Origin of the sequence: Paenibacillus sp. Pae15 (assembly GCF_024519685.1) — a bacterium.
Taxonomy (GTDB): domain Bacteria; phylum Bacillota; class Bacilli; order Paenibacillales; family NBRC-103111; genus Paenibacillus_G; species Paenibacillus_G naphthalenovorans.
In genome coordinates this window covers 145,010-160,844 of record NZ_JALJRM010000001.1, presented here as the reverse complement: position 1 = coordinate 160,844, position 15,835 = coordinate 145,010, and the positions used below count along the sequence as shown (strand labels likewise).

The following is a 15,835-nucleotide window of genomic DNA, read 5'->3' as shown; positions in this document are numbered from 1 at the left end:
ACGTTTACATCAATCAATAAACGGTAAAGGAGATAAGGTATGAAAACTCAAAGAAAACCGGTTATGGCTTTGACTTACGGCGATGCAGCAGGAATCGGGCCGGAGCTGGTCGCTAAAGCGCTGCAAATGGATGAAATTCGCAGTTTGGCTCAATGGGTGCTGGTTGGTGATGAACGGGTGTTTAAGCAGGGGGCGGAGCTCGCCGGGGTCACCTTAAACTATCGAAAAATCGATTCCATCGAACAGGCTTCATTCCAGGAGCATGAGCTTCCGTTAATCGATCTGCAAAATATAAATCCGGATGATTTCCAAAAGGGCATCCTCTCTCCGGAAGCGGGGTTAGCGAGCGGAAAAACGCTGGAATACACTTTGCAGCTCGTGAAGGGGAATCATCTGGAAGGCGTGGTCTATGCTCCTTTGAATAAAGAAGCGATGTTTCGGGGCGGCCTTCATTTTGAGGATGATATTCATTTTCTTGCCGACCTGCTGGGCGTTAAAGACGGATTCGGTGAAATTAATGTCATGGAGAAGCTTTGGGTATTCCGCGTAACCTCCCATATTCCTCTTCGAAAAGTAAGCGAGCTGATTACGAAAGAAAGTGTCGGTCAGCGGATTCGGTTTGCCCATGAAACGCTTACGGCAGCGGGTTATCATCAGCCGCGAATTGCGGTGGCCGCACTCAATCCTCATGCCGGTGACGGAGGTCTCTTCGGGACGGAGGAGATCGATGAAATGATTCCTGCGGTGCAAGAAGCACAGGCACAAGGCATCAATGTCGCGGGGCCTTATCCGGCGGATACGATTTTCCTGCGTCTTCCCAAGGACCCGTTCGACGCTTTGCTTGCCATGTATCACGATCAGGCGCAGACGGGCATGAAGCTGATGGGCTTCAACAAAGGGGTGACGGTCAGCGGCGGGCTGCCTGTCGTTCTGGCGACCCCTGCGCATGGAACCGCATTTGATATTGCGGGCAAGGGCATTGCCGATCCCGGAGCCATGGCACATGCCATGAGGCTGGCCGTTCGATTGGTTTTGGGGAAGAGGGATAAGGTAACCAATGGATAATAAGCGGGTGGGGAGATGATGCGGCATGGAGACCAACTACAGCACGGTCATGATGAAACCGATTGACAATGTGGCGGTGGCCTTGACGAATATTCCTGGCGGGACGGTAGTAACGGTCAACTGCGGCGGGAACACGATCGCTGTGGAGCTGAAAGAAAATATCGAATTCGGTCATAAATTTGCGGTCGCGCCGATATCCAGCGGGCAAGACATCTTGAAATATGGAGAAGTGATCGGCGTTGCGGTGAAGGATATCGCCGTCGGGGAGCATGTGCACGTTCATAACCTGGAAGGGAAACGGGGAAGGGGTGACCGCATTGTCTCCTGATGCTGTGACATTTTGGGGATATCGTCGTCCTGACGGCCGGGTAGGCATTCGCAACCACGTGTTGATCCTGCCTACGATTGTTTGCGCCACACAAGCGGCAAAGCATATCACGGAGCTTGTTCAAGGAACGGTCAGCTTTATTCATCAGCATGGCTGCGCGCAGGTAGGCGTCGATTACGAGCAGACGTTCCGCACCTATGTCGGCATGGGGACCAATCCGAATGTGTACGGTGTTGTCGTTCTCGGGCTGGGCTGTGAAACCCATCAGGCGAGAAGCATTGCAGGGGAAATCGCCAAGTCGGGCAAACCGGTTGAGGTCGTCTCGATCCAGGACCACGGCGGCACCTTATACACGGTAGCGGAAGGGGCAAGAATAGCTGCCAAGATGGTGCAGGATGCATCCGCGCTTCATCGGGAACCCTTTGACCTCCGTGAATTGATTGTCGGCACCGAGTGCGGGGGCTCGGATGCTTGTTCAGGACTATCCGCTAATCCGGCGGTAGGCGTAGTCAGCGATATGATCGTCGACCATGGAGGAACGTCCATATTGGCGGAGACGACGGAATTAATCGGAGCGGAACACTTGTTGGCGAATAGAGCCGTAGACGACAGGGTAGCCAAAAAAGTTTATGAGGTTATCCAGGCGATGGAAAGCCGCGCGTTCAAGATGGGGGTCGATATACGTACGGGGAATCCGAGTCCGGGCAATATCCGGGGAGGTTTAAGCTCGCTGGAGGAAAAATCATTGGGCGCAGCGAATAAAGCGGGAACCAGGCCGCTTCAGGAGCTCATCGATTATGCGGAAGCCCCGACCAAAAAGGGACTCGTATGGATGGATACGCCAGGCCATGACATCGAACAATTAACCGGGATGGTAGCCGGCGGGGCGCAAATCGTGCTATTCACTACCGGCAGAGGAACGCCTACCGGCTCTCCGATCGCGCCTGTGATCAAAATCTCTACGAATACCGCCATTTTTAACAAGATGGGCGACAATATTGACATTAATGCCGGTACGATCATAGACGGAACAGAAACGATCGAAGCTGTAGGACAACGTCTGTTTGACGAAATGGTTTCGGTATGTTCCGGTAAATGGACCAAATCGGAAATATTGAAGCAGCACGATTTCGGCATTTACCGGATTGGGCCTACTTTCTGAATATTGGAGGGAATACGGGTGAAAGGAAAAGCCGCACTGATTACCGGATCGGCTACGGGTATAGGGAAAGCCATAGCGTGCCGTTTGGCGCAAGAAGGCGTCCATATTGCAGTCAATTATTCCAAATCGGAAAAAGAAGCCTTGGAAACCAAAAAGGAGATCGAGGCATTAGGTGTCAATTGCATAGTAATTCAAGGCACGGTATCGGATGACCGGAAAGTAAGGGACATGGTTCAGCAAACGATAGATACCTTTGGACGATTGGACATTTTGGTCAACAACGCCGGTGTGACCGATTTTGTGAAGCACGATGATCTGGAAGGATTGAAGGAAGAATATTGGGATCGGGTCATGGATGTCAATGTGAAGGGGATGTTCTTCTGCTGTCGTGCTGCCGCCGCAGAATTAAAAAAACAGAGAGGCTGCATAGTGAATATCACTTCCGTAGCAGGAATCACAGGCTTAGGCAGTTCCATCGCCTATGCGGCCTCCAAAGCGGCGGCGATCAGCGTGACCAAATCACTGGCCCGTGTGATGGCACCCGAAGTGAGAGTGAATAGCGTTGCGCCTGGGGTTGTGCAGACCAGGTGGGTGGAAGGCCAGGAGGATCATGTGATGCGCTTGGCAGAAGGGACGCCGTTAGGGAGAGTGGCTGCTCCGGAGGATGTTGCCGAAGTGGTTTATTCCGTGATTGCTCATTCCCATTTTGTGACCGGCGAGACGATTAAAGTAGACGGCGGTATGTTTATTTGACAGCAAATCGCATTTTATGAGGCATCGCACGATATGAAGGAGAGGCAGGGGACTATCGCCTCTCTTTTTTGGTTGGTTAAACCTATTAATGTATTCATTAATTTAAGATCATGAGCGAGATTCGGAAAGTGAGATTTTCTTTTGGATTGAAATTTTATAAGTTTTATCAAACTAATTTTACGCGGGTTTAAAATTTCGAGGATAAAAATACAAGAAACTATTGACAATAACGTATACGTTAATTGATAATGAACATACAGATCATCAATAAATCAAGCATATTACAAAATGATGGCAGGAGGCCGAAGCATGAGTGAACAACAACATTTTCGAATTGCAGTCATCCCTGGTGACGGTATCGGACAAGAGGTAATCCAAGAAGGACAGCGTGTACTGGAGCACTTGGCCCAAGCGTCCAACGGAAAATTTTCTTTCCAGTTTGATTCTTTTCCATGGGGAAGCGAATATTACGCTAAACACGGCCGAATGATGGCTGAAGACGGGTTGGAGCAGCTGAAGGATTATGACGCTATTTATTTCGGCGCCGTCGGCTGGAAAAATGTCCCGGACCATGTGAGTTTGTGGGGATTGAGACTTGCGATCTGCCAAGGCTTTGATCAGTGGGCCAATATCCGGCCTGTTCGCTTCCTGCCGGGAGTGGAAAGCAAGCTGCGCCATCCGAATGTGGAAGAGCTGGATTGGATCTTGATTCGTGAAAATTCGGAAGGCGAGTATTCGGGCTTCGGCGGACGGAATTTCACAGGGCGGGGGAAAGGGAAGGAAGTGGCGGTTCAGTCGTCGGTGTTTACGGAGGAAGGCTGCGAACGGATTATTCGTTTCGCGTTTGAGACGGCCCGCACTCGCAAAAGAAAGAAAGTGACCAGTGTAACGAAAAGCAATGCACAGCAATACGGAATGGTGCTTTGGGATGAAGTGTTTGCGCGTGTGAGTCAGGAATATCCGGATGTCGAAACCGAGCAATGGCTGGTTGACGCTATGGCGGCCCGCTTTGTCTTGAAGCCGGAAACATTGGAAGTCGTCGTGGGCTCCAACCTGATTGCCGACATTCTGTCTGATCTGGGCAGTGCTCTTGCCGGAAGCCTGGGGCTTGCCGCCAGCGCCAATCTCAACCCCGACAGACGCTACCCGAGCATGTTCGAGCCCGTTCATGGATCTGCTCCCGATATTGCCGGGGCGGGCATAGCCAATCCGATCGGAACCATTGCCAGCGGGGCGCTCATGCTGGAGCATCTCGGCCTTCATGAGGAAGCCGCACTTCTCAATCGGGCGATCGAAGAAACGACTGGACAAGGAAAGCTTACTCCTGATGTAGGGGGTACCAGCAGAACCACGGAGGTTACTGATGCGATTATAGCTAATCTGTCCAATAAAGCTGCCAGTCTTAAATAATCCAAGAGCTGAGGTTGATTTCCGGAAAATCAACCTCAGCTCTTTTCTTTAGGTGGCGCGGATCGTCCGGAGCACTTCCAGAATTTCATTGCGGGCCCTGTAGCGGTGAGATTGCAGCATCGTACGGGCGGCTTCCGGTTCTCCGGCCTTCATGACAGCCAGGATCGCTTGATGTTCGATCATCGAGCGCGTAGGCTTGGGCCTGTATTGTATCGTATACAACCGGGCGCGGTAAAGCTGATCGGTTTGACTGTCCATAATGCCTCTAAGACGCGGATTTTTGGCCAGGTCCACGATATAGTTATGAAACTGATCATCCAGGTCTGTCCAGGCAAGGAGATCGTCGTTGTCCAGTGCCTTTTGCTGCTCATCAACGAGAAGCTCGAGCTGATGAAGTTCTTCTGAAGTGACACGGCCGGCGGCAAGACGGCCTGCAATGCCGTCCAGCGCTTCAACCACCTCGTAAATTTGCTGCAGATCATCCGCTACAATGGGAGCAACGGTAAAGCCCCTGCGCGGGATCAGGCGGACCCAGCCCTCCATTTCCAGACGAACGAGAGCTTCACGCACGGGTGTCCTGCTCATGCCCAGAATTTCGGCTAATGTCCCTTCCAGTACCGTTTGTCCGGGTGCCAATTGAAGATGCCGAATCGCATGGCGAACGGCTAAGTAGGCACGCTGCGGCAGGCGAGTTTCCTCATTCGTCTCTAACTGGGACAAAAAAGACTGCATATTGGAAGAAAGAGCAGGGTTAACCGGTTCTTGGTCATTTCCTTCAGACAGGGGAATCGTCGGTCGTTTTTCCATGTTTATCTGTACACATCCCGATAGCATAAGATTTGATGTCTTAATTTACTTAAATTATAACAAAAAGTAAGCGGATTCCTCAATGAGCCGAGGGGTTGGCGCTCCGGTACTTTTCTTGACAAAAGCCCATTTGTTCGTTAATTTCAATATATGGACAGTAGTTCAAATAAACGAATCATGAAGGTGGAGCTATGACACAAGATAACGGAGCATTTAGAACGGTTTCCCGGATATTTGCCATTTTGCGTCTGTTAAGCAAGAAATCACACGGGCTATCGTTCACGGAAATGATGAATGAGTTTGCCGATATCCCCAAAAGCAGCATGCACAATTTGTTGAAGCAAATGGCTTCACACGGGTATGTGTATTACAACGATGCAACAAAGCTCTATTCGATTGGGGGCGGCATGATTGAACTGGCTTCATCCATCGTCCATCATTTTACTGTCAAACCTTTGGCGCGTCCGTATATAGAGGATTTGGGGACCAAAACCGGGGAAGACATATACCTGGGAATTGTGAGCGGGGATGAATTGGTTTATATCGATAAGGTGAAAGGGACGCATCCCATCCGGTATGACATCCCCGTGGGCACCCGCAGGCAATTTTATTGTACTTCCATGGGTAAACTCTACTTAGCCAGTATGAAGGATGACGAACTGAATGCCTATTTTCAAAAAAAACAGCTGGTTCGAATGACCGAAAGAACAATGACGGATCCTGCACAGATCAGAGAGCACCTCAAAGCCGTTCGCACGTATGGATTATCCATCAGCTATGAAGAAAACATGGATGGCATTGTCGGCATTGCCGCTCCTGTTCTTGACCAATCCGGAAAAATGGCGGCCGGAGTGGTGATTTCCATTCCAACGGACAGAGCAGGCGAACAACGGCTCGATTTTTTGGCGAATCATGTCAAAGAGACAGCGGAGAAAATTACAAACCGCATGGGCGGACAACCATGGAATCGCGGTCACGGCATGGAAACGACCGCATTGGATTGGAAACACTTGATTGCAAGAATGTAATTCATAAAAGCGACCTCAAACCAAATCCTTTCATAGCTGCGATGGCGGCCGACAACCGGGAGCTTTGATTTCAAACCATAGCGGTAGCCGCCTTGAGCGTGATCCAGCGATCATTGATTTCCCCAACCTCCCGGTTTCTCACCGGACAACCCCCATTTGCTTGTTTCTCCATAACCCTGACTTTGATGAGAACCTTTCTGAAACCGCTACCAATTTTGTGATTGACAAGATTTGAGATAAGGAGTAAGATTTAATCAGTTCAATAGTTAGAACAAAAGTTTAAATATTTGAAAAAAAGGTGGTGGTTCATGGGGACAATACGGATGGGTCCGTTCACTGCACATGAAAAGAAATCATTGAGCACGAAGGGAGAAGCTTACTATGGCCATCAGAGGACTTAAAGTCGTCGATACGGACGCACATTATTTGGAGCCCATCGAACAGCTTGCCGATTATGCGGATGACGTTTGGAAATCGCGGATCAAAGGGGTGAGTCCGACCCGGCTGCTGCCCATGACGCTCGGGGATCGAATGATGGAGGGCCGGATCAGAAGGGAAGATATGGATTACAACTACCATATTGGATCGAACAAGGAAGGCGAAGTCAAGGCGGCCATGAACCGGCTGCAAATCGACGCTTCTATTTTTGTTCCAAACCACTTAATCTCGATGGGGCATACTCCGGTGAGAGATTTGGTCGTGGCACTTTGCAACGGCTACATCGATTTTATGATCGATAAAGTATTGGATCCTGATGAGGGGATTTACACCATGGTCATCGTTCCATGGCAGGATCCTGAAGAAGGCGCCAAAATCATTGAGCGTGCAGCTCATCATCCCGGTGTGGTCGGAGTATGCTTTATGTGTTCCGGCGCTTACCCACCTCTTGGAGATGTTCGCTACGATCCGGTTTATGACGCTGCCCAAAGACATGACCTGCCTATGGTATTTCATTCCGCTCCCGGATTGACGCTGGTGGAAGGGGCGTCTCCCGCCGATGGATTTCAACGTTTGATCGAGTCCCATTCATTGGGATTTGCCGTAAGCAACATGATTCAGCTCACCAGCTTACTGATGCAGGGGATTCCGGAGAGGTTTCCAAAGCTCAAATTCGTATTTCAGGAATCCGGGTTGTTTTGGGTACCGATGATGATGTATCGTCTGGACGAATATTACTTGAAACGCCGTTCCGAAGCTCCATTACTCAAGGGCTTGCCGAGCGAATATATTCTGAACCGAATATACTTTGGAAGCCAGCCTATTGAAATGCCCAAGCAGACTCAGCACTTGAAAGCCGTGTTTGACATGGCCAACGGCTATGATCAGTTCATGTATGCCAGTGATTACCCGCACTTTGATTATGATGATCCTTCTATTGCCTATCGCATGCCGTTTCTGGATAAGGAAGCGAAGGCCAAATTTTTGGCAGGCAATGCCATGAAGGTGTTCAATCTTAGAAAAGGGGGAATCAAAAAATGGGAAAACATATCATCGGTCCCGTCGGACAATTCTCAGATGGAACCGTTAAAATAGTCGATCTGGAAGGGAAATCGGTTGGCATCGTATGCACGGGGGGGAAATTTTATGCATTACGCAACTTATGTCCTCATCAGGGCGGCCCGGCCTGCGGAGGCATTTTCCCTACATTAAAAGCAGCGATCCAGGCTAACGGGCGCATCGTGGAATACAATGATTACGAGGAACCGGTCGTATCCTGCCCTTGGCATGGCTGGGAGTTTGATGTGAAAACGGGCGAGTGCCTGGCCGACCGCACGAGGCGAATTGCCGTATATGACGCGACGATAGAAAACGATTCCGTGATTGTAACCATCCCCTGAAGAAAGGAAGAGGGTCCATGAATCCGTTTGGCACATTGAATTATGAAATCAAACCGCATCCGGAGCATCAGCGCTTGAAACATGTTGAGTTGAGCAACGCATCGCTTCAGCAATTTTTTCAATCCGTTAAGGACATCGACATCGAAAGAATCGAATATGTTCCGTTTGAACGATTTTATTTGGCCGATCAGCTTAAAGAAGCGGTTGGAGGTTCATTTCAGCAGACCATCCGGCAAATTCTGCAAGACCGCAGCAGCGGAGGCTTTACCATAGGTGTCCAGGAGCAAACGGACGATACGGATGAATATCTTAAATTTGCAACGGCGATTGCCTATCTCATCGGGATTTCCAATCATGACGCGATGTCGGGCAAGTTTTACGCCAGATTTGCTGTGCAGCATTCGGACGATAGCGATACGTACCTTCGTCAGGCTTTTCGGGTGCTGGAACTGCATACCGACGGCATTTTCGTTGATGAGCCGACGGATTGGCTGATCATGATGAAATTCGTGGAACGAAATGCTGTCGGGGGCGAATCGCGGCTGCTTCACCTCGATGATTGGGAGGACCTGCCTGCTTTCAGCCAACACCCCTTGGCCTCACATATTTATAAGTACGATTACTCCGACAGAGGCAGCAAGAACGTAACAAGTGCCGTATATAATCCCACCTTCTATGAACGGAACCATACCATCTGTATGCGCTACAACCACCAATGTGTCCATCCGCAAACGATAGAGCAGGCGATGTATCTTAAACATATTCAGGAATCGATGGAAAATAGTCCGGGAACGCTCGCCGTAAACCTGCCTGTCGGACAGCTGGTCATACTGAACAACCACTTCTGGCTTCATGGCCGGGAGGCTTTTGAAAAGAATACGGATCTGTACCGGGAGTTAATGCGGCAGAGAGGCGTTTTCGCCCAAAATTGATTTCCGTTCAAGACAGAAAACGGGGAGATGCATAGTATTGTCCAATATCGGATTCCGAATATGCAAGAGTGTCGACAGGATCAATCCGGCCATTATCGCCGGCTTTAAAGGGATTGCCGCATCGAATATTGCGGACGTCATGGGACGCTTTCGCGCTATGGATCATGCGATTAAAAGTGTGAACAAGCCGGGCATTCATGTTGTTGGAAGCGCTTTTACCGTCAGAACGCATCCCTCGGATAACTTAATGGTGCACAAGGCGATGGACCTGGCCAAACCGGGAGATTTGATCGTCATTGATGCTTCCGGGGATATGGGTCATGCGATACTCGGCGAGCTCATGTGTCACTATGCCAAGGGGAAGGGCCTCGGGGGTTTTATTGTCGATGGTCCCGTGAGGGATCTGTATGCCATTGCTGAGATGGGCTTTCCCGTCTTTGCCAGGGGCGGGACACCGCGCGGCCCCTACAAGGAAGGGCCTGGTGAAATCAACACCGTCATTAGCTGCGGCAATGTTCCGGTAGCACCGGGAGATGTCATTGTTGGTGATGATGACGGGGTTGTGGTCATCCCTTCAGCAGAGGCGCAGGAAGTATTAAAGTCAGCCCGGGCGGTGCAGGAGAAGGAAGCGGCGACCATTCAAGCGATTTATGACGGCAAATGGGATAGATCATGGATCGATGCCGCACTTCAAGCCAAAGGATGTGAAGTCATTGAGTAATGGGGTAGTGAAGGTGCCGAAGGCGGAGCTCCAAGATTTTGTTTCCCAGATTTTCACATGTGCAGGATTGGATGAAGAACAATCGTACACGTTGGCCAGACATCTGGTTCTGGCCAATTTAAGAGGCATTGATTCCCATGGCGTCAGCAGGGTCGCCATTTACATTGATAGGCTTCACAGAGGGCTGACCAATAAAAAGTGCGAATTGAAAACCGTCCGGGAAACCGCCTCATTCGCTTTATTCGATGCTCAGAACGCTTCGGGTATCGTCGCAGCAACAAAGGGAATGCAGATCGCTGTAAATAAAGCGAAGCAGACGGGGATCGGGGTGGTCGGGATCAACCATTCGAATCACTGCGGCATGCTTGCCGATTACACCATGTATGCGGCAGAGCACGACTGTATTGCGCTGGCAACGACCAATGCCCCGGCGAATATGGCTCCATGGGGAGGCAAGGAGCGCTTCTTCGGGACCAATCCTTTATCCTATGGAATCCCGGCGGGCGAGGAGGAGGATATCATCTTCGATATGGCTTCCAGTGTCGTTGCCAGAGGCAAGATCATCAATGCTCAGAAAAACGGGCAAACCATTCCCGTCGGCTGGGCGATTTCCAGGGAGGGCAACCCGACAACCGATCCGACGGAGGCTTTGGAAGGGTTGGTGCTGCCGGTCGGCGGTCATAAAGGATACGGGATTGCGATGCTGGTCGACATTCTGTCCGGGCTGTTTACAGGAGCGCAATTTGGGCCGCATATCGGCGATTTGTACCGAAACTTTGAGCGGCATCAGCATGCGGGACAATTTTTTATGGTCATGCGTGCCGATTTATTTCAGCCTTTGCAGATTTTCAAAGACCGCATGGATCAGATGATAAGGGAAATTCGGCAGGTTCCGTTGATTGAAGGAGTAGAGCAAATTTACATGCCAGGCGAAATGGAACGGGGCATGATGGATGACCGCACGAAAAACGGAATACCGTTATCGACACAAGTTGTCCAGGAAATGGTCCAGGTTGCCAATCGCCTGCATGTATACAATCCACTGTTTCAAAGCGTGAAATAAGAGGGGGCTGTGATTCTTGAAAAAGCTGGTTTCGTTTATTCTGGCTGCGGCATTAACGATGGTTGCGGGATGCGGTGCGACGAATCAAGGGACGACAAACCAAGGAAATCAAGCGAATCCGGGCAGCGATGGAAAACAGCAGGCAGCCAATGGCTATCCGAATAAGCCGATTACCTTGATCGTAGCGTTCGAGGCAGGCGGAGGCACCGACGTAGGTGCAAGAATATTGGCTCCATATGTGGAGAAGGAGTTAGGGGTGCCCCTCGTTATATCCAATAAACCGGGCGCCGGCGGCTGGGTCGGTTGGGGGGAATTGGTTAAATCGCCGCCCGACGGTTATACCATCGGATATATTAACACGCCTAATTTAATTACAGGCTATGTGAATCCTTCTACGGCCCGGAAGGAAAACCTCGACAGCTTTGAACCCATTGCCAATCATGTGACGGATCTTGGCGCGATAGCTATCCGGTCCAATGAAACCCGATTCACGGACATCAAGAGTTTAGTTGAGTATGCCAAGGCAAACCAATTAACGGTAACCTCTACGGGAGTCGGCAGTGACGATCATTATGCGGCTTTACGAATGAATCAAAGATTGGGTACGAAGTTCAATGCAGTCCATACCAAGGGCTTCGGCGAAAATTTGAGCAATCTGCTCGGAGGGCACGTGGATGTAATGCTTGCCAATGTCGGTGAAGTCGTTAAACCTCATAATGAAAAACAGTTGAAGGTTATTGCGGTGATGGCGCAGGAACGCTCGTCTTATCTTCCGGATGCGCCGACCTTAAAGGAAAGCGGATTTGGCGATATTGTTTCCTGGTCTGCCCGGGGCATCGCGGCTCCCAAAGGGGTCAGTCCGGAAATTATGGAGAAGCTGATCGCCGCATTCGAAAAAGGAATTAACGACATGGAGCAAAAGAAAAAAATGGAAGACATGGGCCTCCAGGTGGATTTTAAAAAGGGAGAAGAGTACAAGAACATGCTGAAGGAAGAGGAAGCGGGCGTTATGGAGCTGAAGAAGCTGTTGAATTGGTAAGCGAATGAGACCTGATTTCAAAGGTATGGGCATAAAGTCCAAGTAAAAGCTGCACCATGCCTTTGAAATCATAGGGATCGATGCGGGGAAAGGAAGTGGTCTGATGTTGAAAAATGCGGGATTTGTGGTCGGTATCGTGATCCTGCTTTTTGCATCCCTGATTTTATGGCAGTCCTTATCGCTTGACTATTACAGCGAGCTTGGACCCGGACCAGGATTACTGCCGCTTTGGCTTAGTGCGGTTTTAATGGTCTTGTCGCTGCTGTTTATGATGAAGTCGCTCAAGAAAAGTATTATTTTGTTCCCGGAGATTTTACCGAGGGGCAGAGGGCTCGGGAATATTCTGACCATTATCGCTGCTGTGCTTTTTTTTATTATCGCCGCTCCTTTTGCCGGTTTCACGATCGCGGGTATCCTGACGCTGTCTATTATTCTGATAAGAGATTATAAATGGGTTATGGCTCTGGGTGTTTCGGCCACCGTTACGGTATCCCTGTTTTATGTTTTCAAATTTCTCCTCAATGTGCCTCTGCCGGTGAATACATTGGGATTCTAAGTAAGGGGGAAAACCATGGAGTCATTCGTTCATTTATTGTCGGGATTTAGTACAGCGCTTACATTGGAAAATCTGGTCTACTGTTTGCTTGGCGTTACGGCCGGTATGCTGGTCGGCATCCTTCCGGGACTGGGCCCTACATCGGGAACGGCCATCCTGCTCCCCATTACTTTCGGCATGGACCCCATATCTGCGATTATTATGTTATCGGGGATTTACTACGGGGCGATGTATGGAGGCACCATTACGTCTGTTCTTATCAATACCCCGGGCGAAGCCGCATCGGTGATTACCTGTTTGGACGGGCATCCTTTGGCGAAGCAGGGAAGGGCCGGAACCGCATTGGGAGTAGCGGGAATCGGGTCATTCATTGGGGGAACCGTGTCGATTATAGGGCTTGCCTTTCTCGGGCCGGTGATCGCCCGAATGGCATTGAAATTTGGACCGCCGGAGTTTTTTGCTCTGATGGTTTTGGGCTTGACCCTAGTGATCGGTCTGATCGGCAAATCGCTCTTAACCGGGATGATGGCTGCTGTGTTGGGGCTAACCTTATCCATGATCGGGATGGATACCATGTCCGGTGTGGTCCGGTTCAGCTTCGGGGAGCCCCAATTAATGAACGGTTTCGATTTTGTGACGGTGGCTATGGGGTTATTCGGTTTATCCGAAATTTTAACCAATGCCGAAATCCATACAAAAGCGCAGAAGGCTCCTAAAGTGCAAGGTCTATTGCCTAGACGGGAAGAATGGCGTCCAACATTGATGTCCATTGGACGAGGCACCGGATTAGGATTTTTAGTGGGGCTGCTGCCCGGATCCAATTCGGTTATTCCTGCCATCATGTCGTATTCCCTGGAGAAAAAACTGGCTAAGGATCCTGCTCGCTTTGGAAAGGGAGCCATTGAGGGCGTAGCCGGACCCGAAACAGCCAATAACTCCTACTGCGGCGGTGCTCTCATTCCTTTGTTCACGCTTGGGATTCCTAGCTCGCCTACGATTGCCGTCATCCTGGGAGCGTTTATTATGCATGGACTTACCCCGGGTCCCACTCTATTTCAAAATAATCCGGATTTTGTCTGGGCCGTCATTGCCAGTATGTTTATAGGCAACTTTATTTTGCTCATCATGAATGTGCCTATGGCAGGGTTGTGGGCCAAAATTGCAACCGTTCCGTTCAAGCTGCTTTTTCCCATTATCCTGATGATTTCAATTTTGGGTGCATATAGTGTGAATAACAGCCTTTGGGATGTTGGAGTCATGCTCGCATTTGGTATTATAGGGTATTTTATGAAGAAGGTCGATATTCCTATGGCGCCTCTGGTGCTAACCTTTGTTTTAGGAAAGCTGATGGAAGACGCATTGATGCAGTCGTTAATCATCTTTAACGGAAACTTCTTCTCCTTTTTCCAGCGTCCGATTTCAGGTACCATTCTGGCCATTTCCATCCTGATTTTGATGATAAGCTTTATAGCAGGCTTGAAGAAGAAAAAGGAATTTTTGGCTAATGACGTTGAAATGTAAACGACGTAGAGGAGCTGCAATCCTGTGGAAGACTTGAAATCTGCATAACGAGGGGGTCAAATACAGATTGACTCTGGAAGCATACCCAAAGACAGGTGACGTTGCGGCCTGTCTTTTTTTGTATTGAACAGAAAATTCCAGTGGTATGGTCGGCAGATGCGCTTGGAGTAAGATTGACACGTATTGGATGTTGAATTAAAATGATTCCAAAACTACCAATATACACGCATCCCGGCCCCTGAGATTTAAGTTGTGACCTGTAATCCCATACATAGGACTCCAATCATAGCCATCAGCAAGTTAATCCACTGATTTCCAATTTTATGATCTCAGCATCAGCAATTTGTCAGAATATGTAAGTCCAAAGACCTATTTTGAAAGCGTTTTAATTATTGGGGATTTATACCTGGTGGTAAGAATTTAACATTGAAACCTGAACATCATTTGTGGAGGTGGAGTACATTTGAATTCTTACATGAGCCGACGTCAATTCCTCAAAAAGATGACGAAATGGACTGTGCTGGGGGTGGGTCTTTGTCTGAACGGAACGCTGCTTGCCGCTTGTGAGAAATCGATTACAGGCGGCGGCTTGAACTTGGAGGACCCGGATACGGAGGAACAGAAACCGTTTATATTTTTTTCCAATAAAAGTCTGGGGTACTATTTTTATATTATTCAACAGGAGGCCGTTAACCGCGCGGCTCAATCGATCGGATGGGGCTTTCAGTCTTCTGTTGCCGATTTCGATCCGTCCAAGCAGGATCAGCAAATTCGGGATATATTGGCCAAGAAGCCGGTCGCTGTGGTGGCAGATCCGGTAGACAGCGAAGGGCTGGAAGAAACGATGAGTGCAGCCAGGCGCGAAGCCATTCCGGTGGGAATAATCGATACGCCGCTCATGACCGGCGAAGCCTCGATTACGATCGCCTTCGATAATTACAAAGCCGGGGAAATGGCCGCCCAAAAAATCATTGAGCTGTTGACAGAAAAGTACGGAACGCCTAAAGGGATCGTACTCAACTGTTTTGGCCAACTGAAGAGCCATGCGTGGAATCTTCGAAAGCAGGGCTTTGAAGCGGTGATCCAAACCTATGAGGATGTCGAGTTAATCAGCCGCGCCACCGAAGGCGATTTAACGAAAATGCATGATGTAACCGCCGAAATATTGTCCCAATTTCCACAGCTTGACGCCGTCCACGCGCCTTCAGAAACCCCCGCCCGCGGTATTTATCAGGCATTGAAGGAAAAAGGCAGGCTCCATCCCAAGGGTTCGAAGGAGCACGTTATTTTTGTCACCATAGACGGGGAGCCGATCGCACATCAATGGATTAAGGAGGGGATTTTGGATGCCACCATCTCTCAGGATCCGATTGCTTACGGGGAAATATGCGTCGAGCTTCTGAATAAGTATGCCCGGCAGGGTAAGGAGGTCCCTCTGGAGCAATATTCGAACAGCAAGTACTACTGGGAAAAGGCGCAAATTATGCAAACCGCCTCCGGTCCAAGCCTGATTCTGCCGCCGTTTGAAGTGAATACAGGCAATGTGGACGACAAGCGGCTGTGGGGGAATATCGCCTTTAACGACTGGGGAATCAAATATTATTAACCATGA

16 protein-coding genes are annotated in these 15,835 nt (G+C 49.6%); 15 read left to right on the top strand and 1 reads right to left on the bottom strand.

The window, feature by feature from the left end:
- The first annotated feature begins 39 nt into the window (after positions 1-39).
- From NR121_RS00740 to NR121_RS00720, 5 genes are all read left to right on the top strand, one after another.
- The gene (locus NR121_RS00740; RefSeq protein WP_054819806.1) at positions 40-1,065 is read left to right on the top strand and encodes a PdxA family dehydrogenase; all 1,026 of its coding nucleotides are present in this window, start codon (positions 40-42) and stop codon (positions 1,063-1,065) included.
- A 25-nt stretch (positions 1,066-1,090) separates the two neighbouring features.
- Entirely contained in the window at positions 1,091-1,393 is a 303-nt protein-coding gene (locus NR121_RS00735) for a UxaA family hydrolase (protein ID WP_054819807.1), read from the top strand.
- Positions 1,383-2,555 (top strand): UxaA family hydrolase, encoded by a 1,173-nt coding sequence (locus NR121_RS00730; RefSeq protein WP_256830151.1) that lies wholly within the window; start codon positions 1,383-1,385, stop codon positions 2,553-2,555. Before NR121_RS00735 ends, NR121_RS00730 begins: the two co-directional genes overlap by 11 nt.
- Before the next feature lie 18 nt (positions 2,556-2,573).
- Positions 2,574-3,308, top strand: a complete 735-nt coding sequence (locus NR121_RS00725; protein WP_249929563.1) for an SDR family NAD(P)-dependent oxidoreductase — start codon at positions 2,574-2,576, stop codon at positions 3,306-3,308.
- Positions 3,309-3,617: 309 nt separating this feature from the next.
- Positions 3,618-4,718: a tartrate dehydrogenase gene (locus NR121_RS00720; protein WP_054819808.1), complete on the top strand. Its 1,101-nt coding sequence runs from the start codon at positions 3,618-3,620 to the stop codon at positions 4,716-4,718.
- Between the two features lie 48 nt (positions 4,719-4,766).
- Here NR121_RS00720 and NR121_RS00715 read toward each other — a convergent pair whose 3' ends face one another.
- Positions 4,767-5,525, bottom strand: a complete 759-nt coding sequence (locus tag NR121_RS00715; RefSeq protein WP_082660719.1) for a GntR family transcriptional regulator — start codon at positions 5,523-5,525, stop codon at positions 4,767-4,769.
- 191 nt (positions 5,526-5,716) lie between these two features.
- On the opposite strand from NR121_RS00715, the gene NR121_RS00710 reads away from it, so the two are divergent.
- The 10 genes from NR121_RS00710 (at position 5,717) to NR121_RS00665 (ending at position 15,829) form a co-directional block, all read left to right on the top strand.
- On the top strand, positions 5,717-6,553 hold the full coding sequence (locus tag NR121_RS00710; RefSeq protein ID WP_074728311.1) for an IclR family transcriptional regulator: 837 nt from the start codon (positions 5,717-5,719) through the stop codon (positions 6,551-6,553).
- A 381-nt stretch (positions 6,554-6,934) separates the two neighbouring features.
- On the top strand, positions 6,935-8,086 hold the full coding sequence (locus NR121_RS00705; protein WP_062408123.1) for an amidohydrolase family protein: 1,152 nt from the start codon (positions 6,935-6,937) through the stop codon (positions 8,084-8,086).
- The gene (locus NR121_RS00700) at positions 8,029-8,391 is read left to right on the top strand and encodes a Rieske (2Fe-2S) protein (protein WP_054817170.1); all 363 of its coding nucleotides are present in this window, start codon (positions 8,029-8,031) and stop codon (positions 8,389-8,391) included. Before NR121_RS00705 ends, NR121_RS00700 begins: the two co-directional genes overlap by 58 nt.
- A 17-nt stretch (positions 8,392-8,408) precedes the next feature.
- Positions 8,409-9,323, top strand: coding sequence for a glutarate dioxygenase GlaH (glaH, locus tag NR121_RS00695; protein ID WP_062408125.1), 915 nt, complete (start codon positions 8,409-8,411; stop codon positions 9,321-9,323).
- Between the two features lie 37 nt (positions 9,324-9,360).
- Positions 9,361-10,044, top strand: coding sequence for an RraA family protein (locus NR121_RS00690; protein ID WP_054817171.1), 684 nt, complete (start codon positions 9,361-9,363; stop codon positions 10,042-10,044).
- Positions 10,037-11,107 (top strand): Ldh family oxidoreductase, encoded by a 1,071-nt coding sequence (locus NR121_RS00685; protein WP_171005864.1) that lies wholly within the window; start codon positions 10,037-10,039, stop codon positions 11,105-11,107. The genes NR121_RS00690 and NR121_RS00685 overlap by 8 nt, the downstream gene beginning before the upstream one ends.
- A gap of 16 nt (positions 11,108-11,123) precedes the next feature.
- Positions 11,124-12,146 carry a tripartite tricarboxylate transporter substrate binding protein gene (locus NR121_RS00680; protein ID WP_074728309.1) on the top strand — a complete coding sequence of 341 codons (1,023 nt, stop codon included), beginning with the start codon at positions 11,124-11,126 and terminating at the stop codon, positions 12,144-12,146.
- A gap of 103 nt (positions 12,147-12,249) precedes the next feature.
- The gene (locus NR121_RS00675) at positions 12,250-12,702 is read left to right on the top strand and encodes a tripartite tricarboxylate transporter TctB family protein (protein WP_054817175.1); all 453 of its coding nucleotides are present in this window, start codon (positions 12,250-12,252) and stop codon (positions 12,700-12,702) included.
- Between the two features lie 15 nt (positions 12,703-12,717).
- On the top strand, positions 12,718-14,223 hold the full coding sequence (locus NR121_RS00670) for a tripartite tricarboxylate transporter permease (protein ID WP_074728305.1): 1,506 nt from the start codon (positions 12,718-12,720) through the stop codon (positions 14,221-14,223).
- Positions 14,224-14,686: 463 nt separating this feature from the next.
- Positions 14,687-15,829 (top strand): sugar ABC transporter substrate-binding protein, encoded by a 1,143-nt coding sequence (locus tag NR121_RS00665; RefSeq protein ID WP_062408137.1) that lies wholly within the window; start codon positions 14,687-14,689, stop codon positions 15,827-15,829.
- The last annotated feature ends 6 nt before the right edge of the window (positions 15,830-15,835 follow it).

Bases quoted from the DNA above. Each gene is read 5' to 3' on its own strand.
- NR121_RS00740 (WP_054819806.1), top strand. From the start codon at position 40: ATGAAAACTCAAAGAAAACCGGTTATGGCTTTGACTTACGGCGATGCA.
- NR121_RS00735 (WP_054819807.1), top strand. From the start codon at position 1,091: ATGGAGACCAACTACAGCACGGTCATGATGAAACCGATTGACAATGTG.
- NR121_RS00720 (WP_054819808.1), top strand. From the start codon at position 3,618: ATGAGTGAACAACAACATTTTCGAATTGCAGTCATCCCTGGTGACGGT.
- NR121_RS00715 (WP_082660719.1), bottom strand. From the start codon at position 5,525: ATGGAAAAACGACCGACGATTCCCCTGTCTGAAGGAAATGACCAAGAA.
- NR121_RS00710 (WP_074728311.1), top strand. From the start codon at position 5,717: ATGACACAAGATAACGGAGCATTTAGAACGGTTTCCCGGATATTTGCC.
- NR121_RS00705 (WP_062408123.1), top strand. From the start codon at position 6,935: ATGGCCATCAGAGGACTTAAAGTCGTCGATACGGACGCACATTATTTG.
- NR121_RS00700 (WP_054817170.1), top strand. From the start codon at position 8,029: ATGGGAAAACATATCATCGGTCCCGTCGGACAATTCTCAGATGGAACC.
- glaH (WP_062408125.1), top strand. From the start codon at position 8,409: ATGAATCCGTTTGGCACATTGAATTATGAAATCAAACCGCATCCGGAG.
- NR121_RS00675 (WP_054817175.1), top strand. From the start codon at position 12,250: ATGTTGAAAAATGCGGGATTTGTGGTCGGTATCGTGATCCTGCTTTTT.
- NR121_RS00670 (WP_074728305.1), top strand. From the start codon at position 12,718: ATGGAGTCATTCGTTCATTTATTGTCGGGATTTAGTACAGCGCTTACA.